This window comes from Kitasatospora sp. NPDC088779, from assembly GCF_040685395.1.
Classification (GTDB): domain Bacteria; phylum Actinomycetota; class Actinomycetes; order Streptomycetales; family Streptomycetaceae; genus Kitasatospora.
Map to the genome: position 1 here is coordinate 1 of NZ_JBFBHW010000027.1, position 20,114 is coordinate 20,114.

Here is a 20,114-nt window from a genome sequence, read left to right on the forward strand (position 1 = left end):
CGGTCCGATATCCGCTCACTCGCAGGCGCCTTGACCTGCCCCACCCTCGCCACACCACAACCAACGAGACACCGACCACAAAGTCACCGGCATTGGGCCTAGCCGATCAGGCGGGCCTTGGCCCGGGTGAACTCCTCGTCGGTGAGCGCGCCGGAGGCGTGCAGGGCGGCCAACCGCTCCAGCTGGCCGAGGAGTTGGTCGCCCGCGCTGAGGTCGGCGGGGGCGGTGTCGGCCGCCGGGCGGGCGGCCGACGCGGCTTTGCGGGCGAGCCGGGCGGCCTCCCGGAGCTGCTCGGCGAAGACGTCGGCCTTGGCCACGTCCTCGAACCGGTGCGAGCCGGTCAGCGCGACGACGGTGAGCACGTCGCCGTTGAGCTTGGTCCTGGTCACGGCCGCGTCCGTGACCGCCGTAAGCGGAACCGGGACCGGCGGTTTACCGTCCTTGAGAAAGAGCAGTCGGTGGGTCGTGAGGACGAGCACGCCCTTGCGGAAGTGGTCGGGATGGCGCCCGGCCGTCGAGGCGACCGGATTCTCGCCGTCGATGACGGCCGCCTCCACGGTGCGCACGGCCTCGGCCTGATGGGCTTGGCTGTTGTTTCCCGCCACCTTGAAGGCGGTGTCGATCAGATCGGTCCAGTCCATGGGACCGAGCGTAAAGGAGCCGCTCAGTAGGCTGCTCGGTGAGCGAGAGGAACTGGCATGCGAGGCGGCCCGGGGCAATTGCTGGCGGGGCGGTACCGGCTGACGGACCGTCCCGAACTCCTGCGGGCCCTGGCGGTGGACGACCGCACCGGGGAGTCCGTGCTGCTGCGCGCCCTGGAGCTGCCCGCGCTGCTGACCACCGGTCAGGACCTGGACGGCGAGGTGCCCGCGCACGCCGACCGGCTGGTCCGCCGGGTGGCGGCGGTCGGCTCGTCCGCGCCGACCGGGCACCCCCGGCTGCTGCGCGGGCTCGGTGCCTTCGTCGAGGGCGAACTGCTGTGGACGGTGGAGGAGCGGCCGGGCGCCATGACGCTGGCGGACCTGGTGGCGGCCGGACCGGTGCCGCCCTACCGGGCGGCCGAGCTGGCGGCGGACCTGGCCGGTGCGCTGCGGGCGCTGCACGAGGACGGACTCGTCCACGGGAACCTGACCCCCGAGTCCGTGCTGGTCTGCGAGGACGGCGCGGCGATGCTCGGCGGGCTGCTGTCCGGGGTGGCGCAGGAGGCGCTGGCCGAGGACCTCGGCGGCCCGGGGGGGCGCCGCCGGTACGACGTGCGGGCCACCCTGGTCGGCCCGGTGGCGGAGCGCTGGCCGCTGGACGGCGGCCCGGCGGGCGACTGCTGGGCGCTCGGGGTGCTGGTGCAGCGGCTGGTCACCGGCCGCTCGCCGTTCCCGGACGGCGGCGTGCCGGAGCTGGTGTCGGCGGTCCGGGACGGGCGGCGGGAGCCCGCCGCGGCCTGCGGGCCGCTGGCGCCGCTGGTCGAGCGGCTGCTGCAGCCCGACCCCTCGCTGCGGCCGACCGCCGAGGAGGCCCGCTGGGAGCTGGCGGCGCTGCTTGCGGGCGCGCCGGAGCCGGTCGACGAGGAGTGGGAGGCGCGGGCGCTGGTGCTGAGACCGGAGGCCCCGCTGGTGCGGCGTCGGCGCGGGCGGGGTGGTGGACGGGGGCGGCCGGAGGTCGTCGTGGGTACGAACGTCGGGGTGGGCGCCGGGGTGGGCGCCGGGCGGCCGGACGAGGTGCGGCCGCCGCGGATACCTCCGGCGCTGCTCGGCCCGCTGCTGGTCGGGGGCGTGTTCCTGCTGCTGGTGCTGGGAGTGACCGCGGTGGTGCTGTTCGCAGGCTGACGGCCCCGGAGTGTCCCGGGCCGTCGGTCCGACGGGTGAGCGTGATTACCGGGGCTGGCAAGGTGCGCCTAATGTGTGCGTGGGATTTGTTCGAACAGTGGTCTGCACCAGGCCCTCCGTCGCTGTGACGGCAGACGGATGTGAGGGGGAGTGGTCGCCGATGGGCGTGCAGGACCGGCCGGAGACGGCCGAGACGGAGCGGCTGCTGGCCGGGCGGTACGAGCTGGGCGACCGGCTCGGCCGCGGCGGGATGGGGACCGTCTGGCGGGCCTGGGACCGGATGCTGAACCGCGAGGTCGCGGTCAAGGAACTGACCGTCAACCACCTGCCTGAGGACGAGCTGCAGATCCTGCACGCCCGGATGAAGCGGGAGGCCAGCGCGGCCGCCCGGATCAAGCACCCCGGCGTGATCACGGTGCACGACGTGCTGGAGCAGGACGGCCGGCCGTGGATCGTCATGGAGCTGGTGGACGGCCGCTCGCTGGCCGACGTGATCAGCCAGGACGGCACCCTGCAGCCGCGCGCCGTCGCCGAGGTCGGCAGCCAGGTGCTCGCCGCACTGCACCGCGGCCACCAGCTCGGCGTCCTGCACCGCGACGTGAAGCCGGCCAACGTGCTGCTGGAGCGCGGTACCGGGCGGGTGGTGCTGCTGGACTTCGGCATCGCGACGTACGAGGGCTCGGCCGAGTTGACCCGGCCGGGCGATCTGGTCGGCTCGCCGGACTACCTGGCGCCGGAGCTCGCCCAGGGCGAGCGGCCCGGGCCGGCCTCCGACCTGTGGGGCCTCGGGGCGACGCTGTACGCCGCGGTGGAGGGCCAGTCGCCGTTCCGCCGGACCTCGCCGATCACCACACTGGCCGCCGTGGTGGGTGAGCCGCTGCCGGAGCCGCTCCGGGCCGGGCCGCTGGGCCCGGTGCTGGCCGCGCTGATGGCCAAGGACCCGGCCGAGCGGCCGAACGCGGACGAGGCCGCCCGGATGCTGGCCGAGGTGAAGGCCGGGCACACGATCGGCCTGAAGTCGGTCGCGCCGCTGCGCGCGCCCACCCAGTCGGTGCCCGTGGTGGACCGCAGCGAGCGCCCGGCGGCGGCGGAGGACCACTCGGAGGAGGCCGCGCCGGGGACGACGGTGGAGGAGGCCGAGGAGCCGACCGGGGTGCGCTCGGGGGCCGTTCCGGACACCACCGGGGGCGCGGCCGACGGGGCGGCGGCGCTCACCGCAGCGGTCGCGCCGGTGGCGCACCCCGTCACGCCCGCGCGCGGGCCGGCCAAGCGCCGCAGCACCCTGAAGATCGTCGTGATCGCGGTGGCCGTCGGCCTGCTGGCGGCCGGCGCGACCTTCCTCGCCACCCGGAACACCACCACCGGGCACGTCGCCGCCTCCACGGCCGACGAGCCCGTCCCGACCGCCTCCGTCAACCCGGACCCCACCAGTGGCGCCAGCCCGGGGCCGGCGGCGCCCAACGGCTACCACTGGGTCGACGACCCGGCCGGCTTCCGCTTCCCGCTGCCCTCGGTCAGCCCGGCCTGGCAGCGCAGTGCCACACCCGACAACCAGGTCTACTACAGCCCCGACAACAAGGTGCACTACCTGCAGTTCGCGGTCACCGTCGGCCAGTCGGTCAAGCCGCTGGACCACCTGCGGCAGATGGAGGCCACCGTCTCCAAGAACCTTAAGGAGTACAAGCAGCACAAGATGACCGGCGTCGCGGTGAACGGCCACGAGGCGGCCGTCTGGGAGTTCAGCTACCTCGCCAAGGAGGGCGGCCGGCGCCGGGCGGTCGAGGCCGAGTTCATCGACGACGACGGCACCAGCTACGCGATCTACTCGTCCAGCCCGGACCGGGGCAACGAGTGGAACGAGGCGGAGCAGCGCTTCAACGCGGTGCTGCACTACTTCGCGCCGACCCGCTGACCGGGGGGAGCCCGCTCCACCCGGCCGCGGCAGATTCTTGTTACCGACGGGTACCGGACCGGCCGCCGAGCGCCTAGGCTGCGCCGTATGTCGGACCTCACAGCAGGCGCAGCGGCCACCGAACACCCCGCGACCGGGAACCCGCCCGCCCCCGGCGGGGGCCGGACCGTCGCGGCGGCCGTCCCGCCGTCCCTGGTCGCCCGGCTGGCCGCCGGCGTCACCGCCACCGGCGAGCCCAGCCTGGTGGAGACCGTCGCCCCGCTGACCGGCGAGCGGCTGGCGAGCCTGCCGCGGTCCACCCCGGCCGACGTCGAGGTCGCCTTCGAACTGGCCCGCCGCGCCCAGACGGCCTGGGCCGCGCTGCCGGTGCGCCGCCGGGCGGCCGTCCTGCTGCGCTTCCACGACCTGCTGCTCAAGCGGCAGGACGAGGTGCTGGACCTCGTCCAGGCCGAGACCGGCAAGGCCCGGCTGCACGCCTTCGAGGAGGTGCTGGCCGTCGCCATGGCCGCCCGGCACTACGGGCGGGCCGCGCACGGCTACCTCCGGGACAAGCGGCGCGGCGGGGCGCTGCCGGTGCTCACCCACGCGGTCGAGGCCCGCCGGCCCAAGGGCGTGGTCGGCCACATCTCGCCCTGGAACTACCCGCTGGAGCTGTCCGTCGGCGACGTCCTGCCCGCCTTCGCGGCAGGCAACGCCGTGGTCAACAAGCCGGACACGCAGACCGCGCTGACCGCGCTGTGGGCCCGCGAGCTGCTGATCGAGGCCGGGCTGCCGGCCGACCTGTGGCAGGTCGTGATCGGCGACGGCCCGGTGATCGGTCCCGCCGTGGTGGAGCACGCCGACTACGTCTCGTTCACCGGCTCCACCCGCACCGGCCGGGAGGTCGCCCAGCGCGCCGCCGCCCGGCTGGTCGGCGCCTCGCTCGAACTCGGCGGCAAGAACGCCATGCTGGTCCTCTCCGACGCCGACCTCGACCGGGCCGCCGCGGGCGCCGTGCGGGCCTGCTTCTCCTCCGCCGGGCAGCTGTGCATCTCGATCGAGCGGCTGCTGGTGCACCGCTCGGTGGCCGACGACTTCCTGGAGCGCTTCGCCGCCCGCACCCGGGCGCTGCGCCTCGGCGGCGGCCTGGCCTACGGCGCCGACATGGGCTCGCTGGTCTCCGTCCGCCAGCTGGAGACCACCACCCGACACGTAGAGGAGGCGGTCAAGGCGGGCGCCACCGTGCTGGCCGGCGGCCGGGCCCGGCCCGACCTCGGCCCGTACTTCTTCGAGCCGACCATCCTCGACGGGGTCACCCCGGACATGGCGGTCTGCGGCGAGGAGACCTTCGGCCCGGTCGTCTCCGTCTACCGCTTCGACACCGACGACGAGGCGGTGGCCGCCGCGAACTCCACGCCGTACGGCCTGAACTCCAGCGTCTGGACCAGGGACACCCGGCGCGGCCGGGCGGTCGGGGCCCGGCTGCGCACCGGCACGGTCAACGTCAACGAGGCCTACGCGGCCGCGTACGGCTCGATCGGCTCGCCGATGGGCGGCATGGGCGACTCCGGGCTCGGCCGCCGCCACGGCGCCGAGGGCATCCTGCGCTTCACCGAGGCACAGACCGTCGCGACCCAGCGGCTGATGCCGATCGCGCCCTCGTTCGGGCTGGACGACCGGCAGTTCGCCGCGGTGATGACCGGCGGGCTGCGGGTGCTGAAGGCGCTGCGGTTCAAGTAGCCGTCCCGGGCCGAAGGTTCAAGTAGCCGTCCCGGGCCGAAGGTTCAAGTAGCCGTCCCGGGCCGAAGGTTCAAGTAGCCGTCCCGGGCCGGCGGTTCGTCCCCGTGGGTCGGAGTCGGCCCGGCCGGTGGTCCGATCCGACCGTCCCGCAGCCAGGTTCCGTCCCGCAGTCAGGTTCGCCCGTCCCGCAGTCAGGTCCGCCCGTCCCGTAGTCAGGTTCGTGTCCCGAAGGAGCAGTGGCAGATGGTGGAGTCCGGCGGTGCGGCGGAGTTCGACTACGACGTGGTCGTGGTCGGCTCCGGCTTCGGTGGTTCGGTCGCCGCGCTGAGGCTGACCGAGAAGGGCTACCGGGTCGCCGTCCTGGAGGCCGGTCGGCGCTTCGAGCGGGACGAACTGCCCAGGAACTCCTGGGACCTGCCGAACTACCTGTGGGCGCCGAAGCTCGGCCTCTACGGCATCCAGCGGATCCACCTGCTGGCCAACGTGCTGATCCTGGCCGGCGCCGGGGTCGGCGGCGGCTCGCTGAACTACGCCAACACCCTGTACGTGCCGCCGAAGGCCTTCTTCGAGGACCGCCAGTGGCGCCACATCACCGACTGGCAGGAGGAGTTGGCGCCGTTCTACGACCAGGCGCAGCGGATGCTCGGGGTCCGGCTCAACCCGACCGTCACCCCCTCCGACGTGCACCTCAAGGCCGCCGCCGAGCAGATGGGGGTGGGCGACACCTTCCACATGGCGCCGGTCGGGGTCTTCTTCGGGGACGGCCGGGACGCCGGCGGCAGGGCCAAGGCGGCGCCCGGGGACGAGGTCGCCGACCCGTACTTCGGCGGTGCCGGGCCGGCCCGCAAGGCCTGCGTGGAGTGCGGCGAGTGCATGACGGGCTGCCGGCACGGGGCCAAGAACATGCTCACCGAGAACTACCTGCACCTGGCCGAGCGGGGCGGCGCCGAGATCCACCCGCTCACCACGGTGGCCCGGATCCGGGAGCTCCCCGGAGCCGACGGGAGCCACGGCTACGCGGTGGACGTGCGCCGGACCGACTCCCGCTCCCGCACCGACCGGGTGAAGGCGGGCGCGCGGACCATCACCGCCGCCCGGGTGGTGGTCGCGGCCGGGACGTACGGCACCCAGTCGCTGCTGCACCGGATGCGTGACGGGGGGCACCTGCCCCGGATCTCCGCCCGGCTCGGCGAGCTGACCCGCACCAACTCCGAGGCGCTGGTGGGCGCGCAGACCACCGACCGGCGCTACGGCAGCCGGGTGGACTTCACCAAGGGCGTGGCGATCACCTCCTCGATCCACCCGGACGCCAGCACCCACATCGAGCCGGTCCGCTACGGCAAGGGCTCCAACGCGATGGGCGCGCTGTCGATAGCCCAGGTCAAGGGCGGCGGGCGGGCCCCGCGCTGGCTGCGCTACCTGGGCGGGTCGGTGCGCCACCCGGTGACCTTCGCCCGCTCGATGAACCAGCACCGCTGGTCCGAGAAGACGATCATCGGCCTGGTGATGCAGTCGCTGGACAACTCGATCACCGTCTCGCTGAAGAAGGACCTGCTCGGCAAGAGCCGGCTCACCTCCGCCCAGGGCCACGGCGCCCCCAACCCGACCTGGATCCCGGCCGCCGAACAGGGCGCCCAGGCGCTGGCCGAGCAGATCAACGGCTTCGCGGGCAGCAGCGCCGGCGAGATCTTCGACATCCCGATGACCGCCCACTTCCTCGGCGGCTGCCCGATCGGCGACGCCCCCGAGACCGGCGTGGTCGACCCCTACCACCGGCTGTACGGCCACCCCGGGATCAGCGTGGTCGACGGCGCGGCCGTCTCCGCCAACCTCGGGGTGAACCCCTCGCTGACCATCACCGCGCAGGCCGAGCGCGCCATGTCGATGTGGCCCAACAAGGGCGAGGCGGACCGCCGCCCGGCCCAGGGCGAGGCCTACCGGCGGGTCGCCCCGGTGGCGCCGGCCCGGCCGGCCGTCCCGGAGGACGCGTTCGGCGCGCTCCGACTGCCGCTGCTGCCCGTCCCGGAGGTCCCGAAGAAGCGCGGATGAGCAGGCCTCGACGGGCCAACCCGCCCGGCTCGGTACCCGGTTGACATTCGTTCGGATCCGATGGGATAAACGGGCTTTCTGGGGGACCAGGAACTCGTCGAGCGGGGGGAAACCGGTCCATGGCCATCTGCGCATCGTGCGGCGCGGCATCGGTGGAAGGGGCGTCCGCGTGCGTCTCGTGCGGGCGGCCGCTGACGCCGCCCCCGCCGACGGCCGCCATGCCCGCGGTACCTCCCGTCGTTCCGCCTGCCGTACCGCCCCCGCCGGCGTACGGTCCGCCGTCCGCCACGCCCGGGTACCCGCCGCCGCCTCCGCCGCCCGGCTACGGCCCGCCGCCCGGCTACGGCCCGGGCCACCCGCAGCCCGCCGGGCCGCCCACGCTGGGCAGTTGGGGCGCCGGGCAGCCGTACGACCCGCGGGCCGGGCGGCCGACCGTGCTGAGCCAGCTGCTCGGCGCGGACTGGCGCCCGGCGCTCCTGGTCGCCGCCGCCCCGACCGCCGTGCTGCTGCTGGCGGCGCTGATCGTGGCGATCCCGAGCGACTACCAGTACGCCTACCTGGTCCGGGCGCCCGGGTTCGGCGAGCGCTTCGGCGCCGCCCTGTCGATGGCGCTGAGCGCGCTCGGCGCGCCGTTCAAGCTCGGGTACACCAGCGCGTTGCGGCGCGGCGACGCGGAGGGCATGGACGCGCTGTTCCGGGCGGTGCCGCTGACGGTCACTGTGCTGTGGGCGCTGGCGCTCTGGCTCGGCCTGCGGACCGGGGCGCGCCGCCGCCGGGCCGCCGGCCTCCAGCTGACCCGAGCCCAGGCCGCGGGCGAGGCGCTGCGTACCGCGGTGGTCCTGGCGGCGGTGACCGCGCTGCTCGGGCTGGCCGGCGGGACGTCCTGGCAGCCGCAGCGCACCGGCCTCGTCGGCCGCGCCCTCGGGGTGACGTACACCGTGGACTCCGGCTGGCTGGAGGCGACCGGCTGGACCGCCCTGCTCGCCGCGCTGACGGCCTTCGCCGTCCACGGCACCGACGCGCTGCGCTGGGCCGCCTGGCGCAGCCGGGCGGTGCGCGGCTGGGCGGTCGCCGCGCTCACGGGCGGCCGGGCGCTGGCACTGTCGCTGGGCCTGGCCTCGGTGACGGGTTTCGTGCTGGTCGCGGTCAACAGCGAGGAGGGCTGGCAGACACCGGTCTCGGCGGCCTTCCTGCCCAACCTCGGCCTGGGCCTGCTCGGCCTGGGCTCGGGGGCGACTTTGCAGGCGTTCAGCGGGGCGAGCGGCGGGGCGAGCGGCGGGGCGAGCGGCGGGGCGAGCGACGCGGCGGCCGCGATCGGCGGCGACTGGCAGGACACCCCCGACAGCATGGAGGTCTCCTTCTTCGACCTGCACGACCAGACCGCCGACTGGCGCTGGACCGGCCTGCTGGCCCTCGCCACGGCGGGCGTCCTCGGCTGGTCGGCGTACCGGCGGCGGCTGGACGCGGCCGACCGGCTCCGGCTGGCGGCCGTCCACGCCGTGGCGCTCACCGCGCTGATGGCGGTGGGCGGTGCGCTGATGACGACCTCGACGTCCTCGGCGACCCCGGGGTGGAACACCTTCGCGAACCAGACGGTGCTGTCCCGGGAGACCTCGATCAGCCTGGGCTTCGCCAGCGTGCTGGTGGCCAACCTGGTCTGGGCGGCGATCGGCGCGCTGCTGGTGCCGCCGCTGCTGGCGGCCGTCCGCGGCCGGGGCGCGGTGGCCCGCGAGGACGCCTACGGCGCGCCCCCGTACGGCGCGCCCCCGTACGGCGCGCCCCCGTACGGCGCGCCCCCGTACGGCGCGGTGCCGTCGCCGGGGGCGCCGTACGAGGCCGGGCCTGAGCCGCAGCCGTACGCCTCCGGGGCGGCGGTGGGCGACGTGGTCGGCTCGGACGACGCGCCGCTGGTGCCGCCGCCCGGCTCGCCGGCCGAGGAGCCGGTCGATCCGAGCGTCTGGCGCAAGCAGCCCTGAGCCGGGCAGCCGCGAGCGGAGCAGCCCTGAGCGGAGCGTCCGTGGGCGGAGCGGCCCGGACAGGGCAAAGGGCCCCGCGGGGGAACGGGGCCCTTTGTCGCTCAGCACGCGGCGTCAGGGCTGCGCCGGTGCTGGGGGTGACGGCGCCGGGGGAGGGGCGCCGTCGGGTCGGTCGGCTCAGGGGTCGCGCCGTCGCGGGCCGGCGTGGGTGGCCGGTGGCGCGGGGCGCGCACGCTCGCGGTGCGGCGGGTCGGCGCGCAGGTCTGCGCCGGGCCTTCGCTCACGGAGCGTGAGGTGACGTACGGGGCTGTCGCCCAGTGCGGCGGCAGCGGTCGGGGTCTCCGCGGTGAGCCTGCCGGCCGCCGGGAGAACCGCTTCCACGCAGCATCGTGCTGGACGAAGGGCTTGCTCTGCAACCGATTCGGCACAGTTCGGCCCAGCGCATTTGGTGCGGGTGCCGACTCCCTGGTGTGGCCCGGGCGCGGGTGCGGGCCTCGCCCCGCCCCGTCGGGCGGTTGCGGGCAGGTGCCGACGCGAGGCGTCGATGATCACGGTGCGTAGTGGTGTGGGTGGCTGCGGCGCACGGGGACGCGCGTAGCGGCGCGGGACGGGGAAGGGTGTGCGCCCGGGTGTGCCCGGCTCGCGGCGGGGGGTGCGACGACCGGCCCGGGCGTCCCCGGGGACCGGCCGTCCCACCTCTCGGTCCAGTCGCGGCCGGGGTCGCTGTCCCCTGCTGTCCGGCCGCGGCACCCGCGCACGGTCCCACGGCACCGCGCTCCCGGCGGGGCCGGGGCGGCGGTGCCACATGCGCCGGTGGACTGGGATGAAGCTCCACGCGTGGTCCTGCAGTCCGTACGGCGGCGCCCCTGGCCGGGGCGAAGGCGGCGCGTCTGGCGGGCGCGGCGCGGTCGTACGGTCGTCTGAAGCAACGAAAGGCGGCCCCGCCCGGTCACGGTCGTTTGGACGGGCAGACGAGTGAAACCGGACAGCCCGGTAGAATCGGTGTCCAGACACCCCCACCCGTCGCCGCCGCGGCCCCCGCCGGGGAAGCGGTTCGGTGTGACACCTCTCGTACCGCTGCCGGAAGGCCGTCTGTGTCCTCTGCAATTCCCGTCCAGTCCGCGCCGGACAACGACACCGTCCTGGTGGTCGACTTCGGCGCCCAGTACGCCCAGCTCATCGCCCGTCGGGTGCGTGAGGCGCGGGTCTACAGCGAGATCGTGCCGAGCAGCATGCCGGTCGCCGAGATGCTCGCCAAGAACCCCAAGGCGATCATCCTCTCCGGCGGTCCGTCGTCGGTCTACGAAGAGGGCGCGCCGCAGCTCGACCGCGCGATCTTCGAGGCCGGGGTCCCGGTCTTCGGCATGTGCTACGGCTTCCAGCTGATGGCCAAGATCCTCGGCGGCACGGTCGACAACACCGGCGCCCGCGAGTACGGCCGCACCCCGCTGACCGTCAGCCGCACCGGCTCCACCCTGTTCGAGGGCGTTCCGGCGGAGCACTCGGTGTGGATGTCGCACGGCGACGCCTGCTCCGCCGCCCCGGAGGGCTTCACCGTCACCGCGTCCACCGCGGTGGTCCCGGTCGCGGCCTTCGAGAACGACGAGGCCCGCCTCTACGGCGTCCAGTACCACCCCGAGGTGCTGCACTCCGACCACGGCCAGCAGATCCTGGAGCACTTCCTCTACCGCGGCGCCGGCATCGCCCCGACCTGGACCACCGGCAGCGTGGTCGAGGAGCAGGTCGCGCTGATCCGCGCCCAGGTCGGCGAGAAGCGCGCGATCTGCGGCCTCTCCGGCGGCGTGGACTCCGCGGTCGCGGCGGCCCTGGTCAACAAGGCCATCGGCTCCAAGCTGACCTGCGTGTACGTCGACCACGGCCTGATGCGCAAGGGCGAGACCGAGCAGGTCGAGAAGGACTTCGTGGCGGCCACCGGCGTGCAGCTGAAGGTGGTCGACGCCGCGGAGCGCTTCCTGAACGCGCTGAAGGGGGTCACCGACCCCGAGGAGAAGCGCAAGATCATCGGCCGGGAGTTCATCCGGGTCTTCGAGCAGGCCCAGGCCGAGATCGTCGCCGAGGCCGGCGAGCACGGCGAGTCGGTCGACTTCCTGGTCCAGGGCACCCTGTACCCGGACGTGGTGGAGTCCGGCGGCGGCACCGGCACCGCCAACATCAAGTCCCACCACAACGTCGGCGGCCTGCCCGAGGACCTCCAGTTCCAGCTGGTCGAGCCGCTGCGCAAGCTGTTCAAGGACGAGGTCCGGATGGTCGGCCAGGAGCTGGGCCTGCCGGAGGAGATCGTCCAGCGCCAGCCGTTCCCGGGCCCGGGCCTGGGCATCCGGATCGTCGGCGAGGTCACCCAGGAGCGGCTGGACCTGCTCCGCGACGCCGACGCGATCGCCCGCGAGGAGCTGACCGCGGCCGGCCTGGACCGTGAGATCTGGCAGTGCCCGGTCGTGCTGCTCGCCGACGTGCGCAGCGTGGGCGTGCAGGGCGACGGCCGCACCTACGGTCACCCGATCGTGCTGCGCCCGGTCTCGTCCGAGGACGCCATGACCGCCGACTGGTCGCGCCTGCCGTACGACGTGCTGGCCAAGATCTCCACCCGGATCACCAACGAGGTCCGCGACGTGAACCGCGTCGTCGTCGACGTCACCAGCAAGCCGCCGGGCACCATCGAGTGGGAGTGAGCACTCCCGCCGGCCGCTGAGCCGCTGCTGAACGGCCGTGCCGTCGTTCCCGTACCAGGGAACGGCGGCGCGGCCGTTCGCGGTGGGGCGGTCGCCGCCGGGGTGGGGACCTCCCACCGAAAGCGATCGGGAGCGGGCAGAATGCGGACCGGACCTGTCAGGGAGTGGCGGGCCGCGAGGGAAGGTGTGAGCGATGTCGGAGGCTGGCAACTCCGTGGCGGGTGACGGGGAAGCGGGCGACGGGGAAGCGGGCGACGGGGGAGCGGCCGGTCCGGCCGACCGGGCGGCGCAGTGGCGGGCGTCCGCGTCCCGGTACGCGCTGCTGCCGCTGCGGCTCTTCCTCGGCGTCACCTTCGTGTACGCCGCCCTCGACAAACTGTCCGACGCGCACTACCTGGCCGGGGCGGCCGACCCGGCGTCGTTCGTCTCGCAGACCCAGGCGGCCAGGGGCGGCAGCCCGATCTCCTTCCTGCTCGGCGCCGCCCTGGACGCGCCCACCCTGTTCGCGCTCGCCGTCGCCTTCGGTGAGCTGGCGGTCGGCCTCGGCACCCTGCTCGGCCTCTGGGGCCGGGTCGCGGCGCTCGGCGGCGCGCTGATCAACCTCAGCCTCTGGCTGTCCATCAGCTGGAGCGTCTCGCCCTACTACCTGGGCAACGACCTCGGCTACCTGATGGCCTGGACGCCGCTGCTGCTGGCCGGCACCCCGGACCTGTCGGTGGACGGCTACCTCGCCCGGCGGGCCGGCCGGGAGCGGGGGCGCGGGCTGGGCGAGGACCGCGTCAGGCGCCGGGCGCTGGTGGACGGCGGGATCGCCGCCGTCGCGATCGGCGGCGCCGGGCTGCTCACCGGCTCGCTCACCCGGACCTTCGGCCGGGCCAAGCACTCCGCGCCCAAGCAGTCCGCGGCCCCGGCCACCACCCCGGCGCAGTCCGGACCGGCCCCCTCGGTGGCCGCCGCGAGCGTGCCGGTCGGCGGCTCGGCCCAGGTCAAGGACCCGGCCACCGGGGACGCCGTCTACATCGTGCAGCCCAAGGCGGGCCAGTACTGCGGCCTGTCCGCGGTGTGCACCCACTCCGGCTGCGCGGTCGACGCCCCGAAGAACGGCCAGCTGTACTGCCCCTGCCACGGTTCCCGGTTCGACGCCGCGACCGGCGCGGTGGTCAACGGGCCGGCGGTCAAGCCGCTGCCGAAGTACACCGTCACCCAGGACGGCGACAAGCTGAACCTCGGGCCGCTGCAGGGCTGAGCCTGATCGGGCGGGTTCAGTCCCGGCGGTCGGTGCGACCGCGCCGGGCGACCGCCGCGACCGCGCCGGCCAGGCCGCCGAGGCCGAGCACGATGAAGGTGACCGGGATGACGATCCGGCCGTTCACCGCCTGGTCGTTGAGCGCCGCGACCAGGTAGACCACCGCGATCGTGCTGAACAGCGCCCCCGCGATCAGCGAGAACAGGTCGAGCCGGTGCTTCCTCACTGCTGGACCACCTTGATGTTGCCGATCCCGACCGCGAGTTCGAGGTCGAATGTGCCCTTGGACGGATGGCCGCTGCCGGGTGGCAGCAGGTAGGTGTGGCGGCCGGTGCCGTTGTTGCGCTCACCGGGGGTGGAGACGTCGCCGAGGCCCACCCGGGCCACCAGGTTCACCGTCACGTCCGGCGGCAGGACGACGGTCAGCTCGCCGGCGCCGAGTTCGACCTTGCTGGTGAGGGTGGCCCCGGCCGGGTCGAGCCCGCTCAGGTCCAGCTGGAGCCGGCCGGCCCCCAGGGAGTACCGGGGCTGGAGTTCGGCCGAGGCGACGACGGTGAAGTCGCGCCGGCCGACGGCGTTGCGCATGGAGTCCGGGGAGTGGCCGACGAAGACCAGCGCCAGGGTGAGCAGCAGGCCCGTCACCGCGAGCTTGCGGGCCCGGCCGAACTTCGCGCCGAGCAGCAGCGTCAGGCCGATCACCAGCAGCGCGGTGGCCAGCACGGTCGCGCTCAGCACGGTGACGTCGGTGTGGCCGGCCGAGGCGGACCAGACCGCGGCACCCGCGCCGATCGCCAGCAGCAGGCCGAAGAAGCCGAGTGCGGACCGCTCCCGGCGTTGCCGGACGGCGGCGGGCCGGGGCCGGCCGGGCGGGCCGTCCTTGCGCAGAGGGTCGCCCGCGGGCAGGTCGACGCGCTGCCACCAGGGCTGGGCCGGGCCGCCCGCCGGCGGCACCGGGGTGCCGAACGGCGGGGTGGGGCCGGCGCCGTACGGGTTGCGCTCGGGGTGGCGCGGGTCCCACAGGTAGCCGGTCGGGCCGGGGGCCGGGGAGTCGGCGGGCACCGTTCCGGCGGCGCGCTCGGCCGCGTGCCGGGCGCGGGCGGCCTCGTCGTCCTCCGGCCCGGACCACGGGTACGGGCCGTACTGGTCCCCGTCGGGGTAGTGGCGGTCGTACGGGCCGCCGCGGCGGCGCCGGCGCACCCGGCCGCGGCGGCGGTCCGGGTCGTAGCGCACCGCCAGGAAGACCAGGCCGGCGAGCAGCAGCAGCGGGAACAGCTGGTCGTCCTGGCCCATCGAGGAGAAGAACACCCCGGTACCGATCACGGCCAGCAGCACCGCGCCGACCGACTGGCCGTCCACCCGGCCGGTGAGCACCCGCTGGAGTTCGGTGCGCCCGTGCCGGGTGCCGCCCCGGCCGTCCGGCACCGGCTCGGTGGGGACGATCAGCCAGGCCAGGCCGTACAGGAACAGCCCGAGGCCGCCGGAGAGGCAGAGCACCACGGTGACCACCCGGAAGACCACCGGGTCGATGTCCAGGTGCCGCCCGAGGCCGCCGCAGACGCCGGCCACCACGCGGTGGTGCTCGGTCCTGGTCAGCGGGGGGCGGTCCGGTTCCGGCGGGGCGGCGGGCCCGGTCTCCTGGATGCGGTGGTCGTCGGTCATGGGCACCATCCTCCCGGCTGCCCCGGTCCGGCCCAACCGGTGCGAGCCCTGCCCGGACCCTGACTTGTCCCTGAGAAGGGGTCAGGGGCACACCCTGATGCGTCCGTGTGCGCGGGCGTGGAACCATCGGTGGCGTGGCAGCACCCGGTTCCGACCCCCGATCCCTCGCCCCCGACGCCGTGCCGGCGGGCGGCACCGACCCGACCGCGCCCGACGGCGGACGGCCGCCGTACCGCCGGCTCTACCGCAGCCCGCAGCGGCGGATGCTCGGCGGCGTCGCGCAGGGGCTCGCGGTGCACCTCGGGCTCCCGGTGCGGTGGGTGCGGCTCGCGTTCGTGCTGCTGTTCTTCGCGCAGGGGATCGGCACCCTGCTGTACGCGGCGTTCTGGTTCGTGGTGCCGATCGGCATCGGCGAGCCCGCGCAGCGCGGCGCCGCCCACTGGGTGTACGTCAACGGCGCCTTCGTCCCGACCGGTTCGGGGCAGCAGCCGGGCGGCGCGCTGAGCAAGGGCCGCGGCGGCTGGCTCGGCCGGCTGCGCGAACTGCTCCAGCACGCCCTCCAGGGCGAGCCGGCCGCGGCCCCCGCGGAGGGGGAGGACGGCGCGGGCGGCAAGACCGGGCAGGGCGGCCTCGGCCAGCTCGCGGCCCTGGTGATGATGGTGATCGGCATCACCGCCCTGCTCAACGCGCTCGGCCTGCAGACCGCCAAGCCGTACACCTGGCCGCTGCTGGCGATCGGCGTCGGCGTCGCGCTGGTCTGGCGGCAGGCCGACGACTCGCGCTGGCAGCGCTGGTTCGGCCTGGAGGAGGGCGACAAGCGGCGCGGCGCCTACACCCGGGTCGGTGCCGGCGTGCTGCTCGTGGTGGCCGGCACCATCGCCTTCCTCGCCATGCAGGGCAGCGGCTCGACGCTCGGCTCGGTGGTCGAGGCCTCGCTCGCGGTACTCGCGGGGGTGCTGGTGCTGCTCGGCCCGTACGGGCTGCGCCTGTGGCAGGACCTCGGTGCCGAGCGCACCGCGCGCATCCGCGCCCAGGAGCGCGCCGAGATCGCCGCGCACGTCCACGACTCGGTGCTGCACACCCTGACCCTGATCCAGCGCCGGGCCGAGGACCCCAAGGAGGTGCTGCGGCTGGCCCGTGCCCAGGAGCGCGAGCTGCGGCTGTGGCTGTACCGCCCGGAGGCCGCCGCCGAGGCCGCGCCCGACACCATGGCGGAGAGCCTGCGCGCCGTCGTCGCCGAGGTCGAGGACCGGCACGGCGTCCCGGTCGAGGTCGTGATCGTCGGTGACTGCCCGATGGACGAGCGGATCGCGGCCCAGATGCAGGCCGCGAGGGAGGCGACCGTCAACGCGGCCAAGTACGGTGGCGGGGGACCGGTCCAGGTCTACGCCGAGGTGGAGGGGAAGACGGTGTCGGTGTTCGTCCGCGACCACGGTCCCGGCTTCGACCCCGACACGGTGCCCGAGGACCGGATGGGCGTACGGGAGTCGATCATCGGCCGCATGAAGCGCAACGGCGGCACCGCACGGGTGCGGCCCGCGCCGGACGGCGGGACCGAGGTCGAGCTGGAGATGGAGAGAACGAATGACTGAGGCAGCGCCGGAGCGCACCGCGAGAGTCGTCCTGGTGGACGACCACCGGATGTTCCGCACCGGGGTCCGGGCCGAGATCGGCCGCACCGAGGCGACCGGCATCGACGTGGTCGGCGAGGCCGACGACGTCGAGTCGGCGGTCCGGGTCGTCGCCGAGACCCGGCCGGACGTGGTGCTGCTGGACGTCCACCTGCCCGGCGGCGGCGGTGTCGAGGTGCTGCGCCGCTCGGCCGGGGTGATGGGCGAGCAGGGCGGGGTCAAGTTCCTCGCCCTGTCGGTGTCGGACGCCGCCGACGACGTGATCGGCGTCATCCGCGGCGGCGCGCGCGGCTACGTCACCAAGACCATCACCGGCACCGACCTGGTCAACGCGATCTTCCGGATCGCCGACGGCGACGCGGTGTTCTCGCCCCGGCTGGCCGGCTTCGTCCTGGACGCCTTCGCCGCCACCGACACCCCGCCGGTCGACGAGGACCTGGACCGCCTCACCCAGCGCGAGCGCGAGGTGCTCCGCCTGATCGCGCGCGGCTACGCGTACAAGGAGATCGCCAAGCAGCTCTTCATCTCGGTGAAGACGGTCGAGAGCCACGTCTCCGCCGTCCTGCGCAAGCTCCAGCTGAGCAACCGGCACGAACTGACCCGCTGGGCCACCGCCCGCCGTCTGGTCTGAGCCCCGGCCTGGGCGGCCGAGCCGGTGCGCCGCTGAGCCGGTGCCTCGCTGAGCCCACGTGCCGCTGAGCCCCGGTCGCGAGCCCGCCCGGTCCGGTTCCTCCGGGCCGGGCGGGCTTGTCGGTGGGTGGCCATAGACTCGGAGTGCCATGAGTAGCCTCTTTGACGACCTCCCGCTCCCCGGTTTCGAGGCACCCGCCGCCGGGTCGAAGCAGCCCGCCGTGCCCCTCGACGAGGAGCCCCCGCCGTACGAGGACGACGCCCCGTACGAGGCCTACGAGGAGGCCATCCCGGAGGGGCTGTTCCAGACCGACCACGCCGCCGAGACCGCGCGGGACGCCTGGTACCGCAACGGCGCCGCCCGTACGGTGGTGGATCCGGCGCAGCTGCTGGAGGGCATGAACGACCCGCAGCGCGAGGCGGTGCTGCACGCGGGCTCGCCGCTGCTCATCGTGGCCGGCGCCGGTTCCGGCAAGACCCGGGTGCTGACCCACCGGATCGCCCACCTGCTGGGCGCCCGCGGCGTGCAGCCGGGCGAGATCCTGGCGATCACCTTCACCAACAAGGCCGCCGGCGAGATGCGCGAGCGCGTCGAGGCGCTGGTCGGCCCGCGGGCCCGGGCGATGTGGGTGTCCACTTTCCACAGCGCGTGCGTGCGGATCCTGCGCCGCGAGTCCAAGGTGCTGGGCTTCACCTCCAGCTTCTCGATCTACGACTCGGCCGACTCGCAGCGGCTGATGTCGCTGGTCTGCCGCGACCTCGACCTGGACCCGAAGCAGTTCCCGCCGAAGTCCTTCACCGCGAAGATCAGCAACCTGAAGAACGAGCTGATCGACGAGGAGACCTTCGCCGACCAGGCCGCCAACCCGATGGAGAAGAAGCTCGCCGAGGCGTACACGCTCTACCAGCGGCGCCTGCGCGAGGCCAACGCGCTGGACTTCGACGACATCATCATGACGACGGTGAACCTGCTCCAGGCCTTCCCCGACGTCGCGGAGCACTACCGGCGCCGGTTCCGGCACATCCTGGTCGACGAGTACCAGGACACCAACCACGCCCAGTACATGCTCGTCCGCGAGCTGAGCGGCGGATCCGTCGCGGCCGCGCCGAAGCGCACCGTGGACGGGGAGTTCGTGAACCCGGCCGCCGGGCGCCTGTCCGAGGTGCCGCCGGCCGAGCTGTGCGTCGTCGGTGACGCGGACCAGTCGATCTACGCCTTCCGCGGCGCGACGATCCGCAACATCCTCCAGTTCGAGGAGGACTACCCGAACGCGACCACGATCCTGCTGGAGCAGAACTACCGTTCCACGCAGACCATCCTGAGCGCCGCCAACGCCGTCATCGAGCGCAACGCCAACCGGCGCGAGAAGAAGCTCTGGACGGCCGGCGAGCACGGCGAGAAGGTCGTCGGCTACGTCGCGGACGACGAGCACGGCGAGGCCCAGTTCATCGCCGACGAGATCGACCGGCTCACCGACGCGGGCGACGCCAAGCCCGGCGACGTCGCGATCTTCTACCGGACGAACGCCCAGTCCCGCGTGTTCGAGGAGGTGTTCATCCGGGTCGGCCTGCCGTACAAGGTGGTCGGCGGGGTGCGCTTCTACGAGCGCAAGGAGGTCCGGGACGTCCTGGCGTACCTGCGGGTGCTCTCCAACCCGGAGGACACCGTGCCGCTGCGCCGGATCCTCAACGTGCCCAAGCGCGGCATCGGCGAGCGGGCCGAGGCGATGGTCGACGCGCTGGCCGCGCGGGAGCGGATCTCCTTCGCCCAGGCGCTGCTGCGCGTCGACGAGGCGTACGGGATGGCCGCGCGCTCGGCCAACGCGGTGAAGAAGTTCAACGTCCTGATGGCCGGGCTGCGGCAGGTCGTCGAGTCGGGCGCGGGCCCGGCCGCAGTGCTGGAGGCCGTCCTGGAGGAGACCGGCTACCTGGCCGAACTCCAGGCCTCCACCGACCCGCAGGACGAGACCCGGGTGGAGAACCTCCAGGAACTCGCCTCCGTCGCCCTGGAGTACGAGCAGGACCCGGGCGAACGGCCCGACGCCGACGAGGAGGGCACCCCGCCGGTCGGCTCGCTCCCCGACTTCCTGGAGCGGGTCGCGCTCGTCGCCGACTCCGACCAGATCCCGGACGACGAGGAGGGCCGGGGCGTCATCACGATGATGACCCTGCACACCGCCAAGGGCCTGGAGTTCCCGGTGGTCTTCCTGACCGGCATGGAGGACGGGATCTTCCCGCACATGCGGGCGCTCAACCAGGTCAAGGAACTGGAGGAGGAGCGGCGGCTCGCCTACGTGGGGCTCACCCGGGCGCGGCAGCGGCTCTACCTGACCCGCTCGGTGCTGCGCAGCGCCTGGGGGCAGCCCGCGTACAACCCGGCCTCGCGGTTCCTGGAGGAGATCCCGGAGAACCTGGTGGAGTGGAAGCGGACGGGGGCGGCGCAGGCGCCGGCCGCGCGCGGCTTCTCCTCGGGGTCGTCCTGGGGCAAGTCCTCGTCGGGGGGCGGAGGTTCGCGCTCCTCGTCGGGCTCTTCGGGCTCGTCGGCCTCGTCGAAGCCCAAGGCGGGCTGGGGGCAGTCGGCGCGGCGCGGCGGCCAGGTCGTCGAGCGGGACGCCGTCTCGCTCGCGGTCGGGGACCGGGTCACCCACGACACCTTCGGGCTGGGCACGGTGGTGGGCGTCACCGGCGTCGGCGACCGGGCGCAGGCCACGGTCGACTTCGGTTCGGAGGGCCGCAAGCAACTGCTGCTGCGCTACGCGCCGGTGGAGAAGCTCTAGCC

The 20,114-nt window shown here is 74.4% G+C and carries 13 protein-coding genes; 10 read left to right on the forward strand and 3 right to left on the reverse strand.

Going from position 1 to position 20,114, the window contains the following annotated elements; all coding sequences use genetic code 11:
- Nucleotides 1-98: 98 nt before the first annotated feature.
- Nucleotides 99-641, reverse strand: coding sequence for an SHOCT domain-containing protein (locus tag AB0P03_RS24070; RefSeq protein WP_363630702.1), 543 nt, complete (start codon nucleotides 639-641; stop codon nucleotides 99-101).
- A gap of 57 nt (nucleotides 642-698) precedes the next feature.
- Between AB0P03_RS24070 and AB0P03_RS24075 the strand changes: the two genes are divergently transcribed.
- From AB0P03_RS24075 to AB0P03_RS24105, 7 genes are all read left to right on the forward strand, one after another.
- Entirely contained in the window at nucleotides 699-1,823 is a 1,125-nt protein-coding gene (locus tag AB0P03_RS24075) for a protein kinase (RefSeq protein ID WP_363630704.1), read from the forward strand.
- A 160-nt stretch (nucleotides 1,824-1,983) separates the two neighbouring features.
- A complete protein-coding gene (locus tag AB0P03_RS24080; RefSeq protein ID WP_363630706.1) occupies nucleotides 1,984-3,735 on the forward strand; it encodes a serine/threonine-protein kinase in 1,752 nt (583 codons plus the stop codon).
- An 87-nt stretch (nucleotides 3,736-3,822) separates the two neighbouring features.
- The gene (locus AB0P03_RS24085) at nucleotides 3,823-5,454 is read left to right on the forward strand and encodes a succinic semialdehyde dehydrogenase (protein WP_363580160.1); all 1,632 of its coding nucleotides are present in this window, start codon (nucleotides 3,823-3,825) and stop codon (nucleotides 5,452-5,454) included.
- Between the two features lie 243 nt (nucleotides 5,455-5,697).
- Entirely contained in the window at nucleotides 5,698-7,503 is a 1,806-nt protein-coding gene (locus AB0P03_RS24090) for a GMC family oxidoreductase (protein ID WP_363630708.1), read from the forward strand.
- Between the two features lie 218 nt (nucleotides 7,504-7,721).
- A complete protein-coding gene (locus AB0P03_RS24095; protein ID WP_363630709.1) occupies nucleotides 7,722-9,479 on the forward strand; it encodes a hypothetical protein in 1,758 nt (585 codons plus the stop codon).
- A gap of 1,094 nt (nucleotides 9,480-10,573) precedes the next feature.
- Nucleotides 10,574-12,169 carry a glutamine-hydrolyzing GMP synthase gene (gene guaA / locus AB0P03_RS24100; RefSeq protein ID WP_363580166.1) on the forward strand — a complete coding sequence of 532 codons (1,596 nt, stop codon included), beginning with the start codon at nucleotides 10,574-10,576 and terminating at the stop codon, nucleotides 12,167-12,169.
- 193 nt (nucleotides 12,170-12,362) lie between these two features.
- Nucleotides 12,363-13,415, forward strand: a complete 1,053-nt coding sequence (locus tag AB0P03_RS24105; protein ID WP_363580168.1) for a Rieske (2Fe-2S) protein — start codon at nucleotides 12,363-12,365, stop codon at nucleotides 13,413-13,415.
- Between the two features lie 16 nt (nucleotides 13,416-13,431).
- Here the strand turns inward: AB0P03_RS24105 and AB0P03_RS24110 are convergent, their stop codons facing one another.
- Complete coding sequence (locus AB0P03_RS24110) at nucleotides 13,432-13,641, reverse strand: hypothetical protein (RefSeq protein WP_363580170.1); 210 nt, start codon at nucleotides 13,639-13,641, stop codon at nucleotides 13,432-13,434.
- Entirely contained in the window at nucleotides 13,638-15,074 is a 1,437-nt protein-coding gene (locus AB0P03_RS24115; protein WP_363580172.1) for a PspC domain-containing protein, read from the reverse strand. The genes AB0P03_RS24110 and AB0P03_RS24115 overlap by 4 nt, the downstream gene beginning before the upstream one ends.
- A gap of 179 nt (nucleotides 15,075-15,253) precedes the next feature.
- Here AB0P03_RS24115 and AB0P03_RS24120 point away from each other — a divergent pair, with 179 nt between their 5' ends.
- From AB0P03_RS24120 to pcrA, 3 genes are all read left to right on the forward strand, one after another.
- Nucleotides 15,254-16,666 (forward strand): PspC domain-containing protein, encoded by a 1,413-nt coding sequence (locus tag AB0P03_RS24120; protein ID WP_363580299.1) that lies wholly within the window; start codon nucleotides 15,254-15,256, stop codon nucleotides 16,664-16,666.
- Complete coding sequence (locus AB0P03_RS24125; RefSeq protein WP_350877187.1) at nucleotides 16,659-17,336, forward strand: response regulator transcription factor; 678 nt, start codon at nucleotides 16,659-16,661, stop codon at nucleotides 17,334-17,336. Before AB0P03_RS24120 ends, AB0P03_RS24125 begins: the two co-directional genes overlap by 8 nt.
- A gap of 148 nt (nucleotides 17,337-17,484) precedes the next feature.
- Nucleotides 17,485-20,112 (forward strand): DNA helicase PcrA, encoded by a 2,628-nt coding sequence (gene pcrA, locus AB0P03_RS24130; protein ID WP_363580174.1) that lies wholly within the window; start codon nucleotides 17,485-17,487, stop codon nucleotides 20,110-20,112.
- Nucleotides 20,113-20,114: the final 2 nt, after the last annotated feature.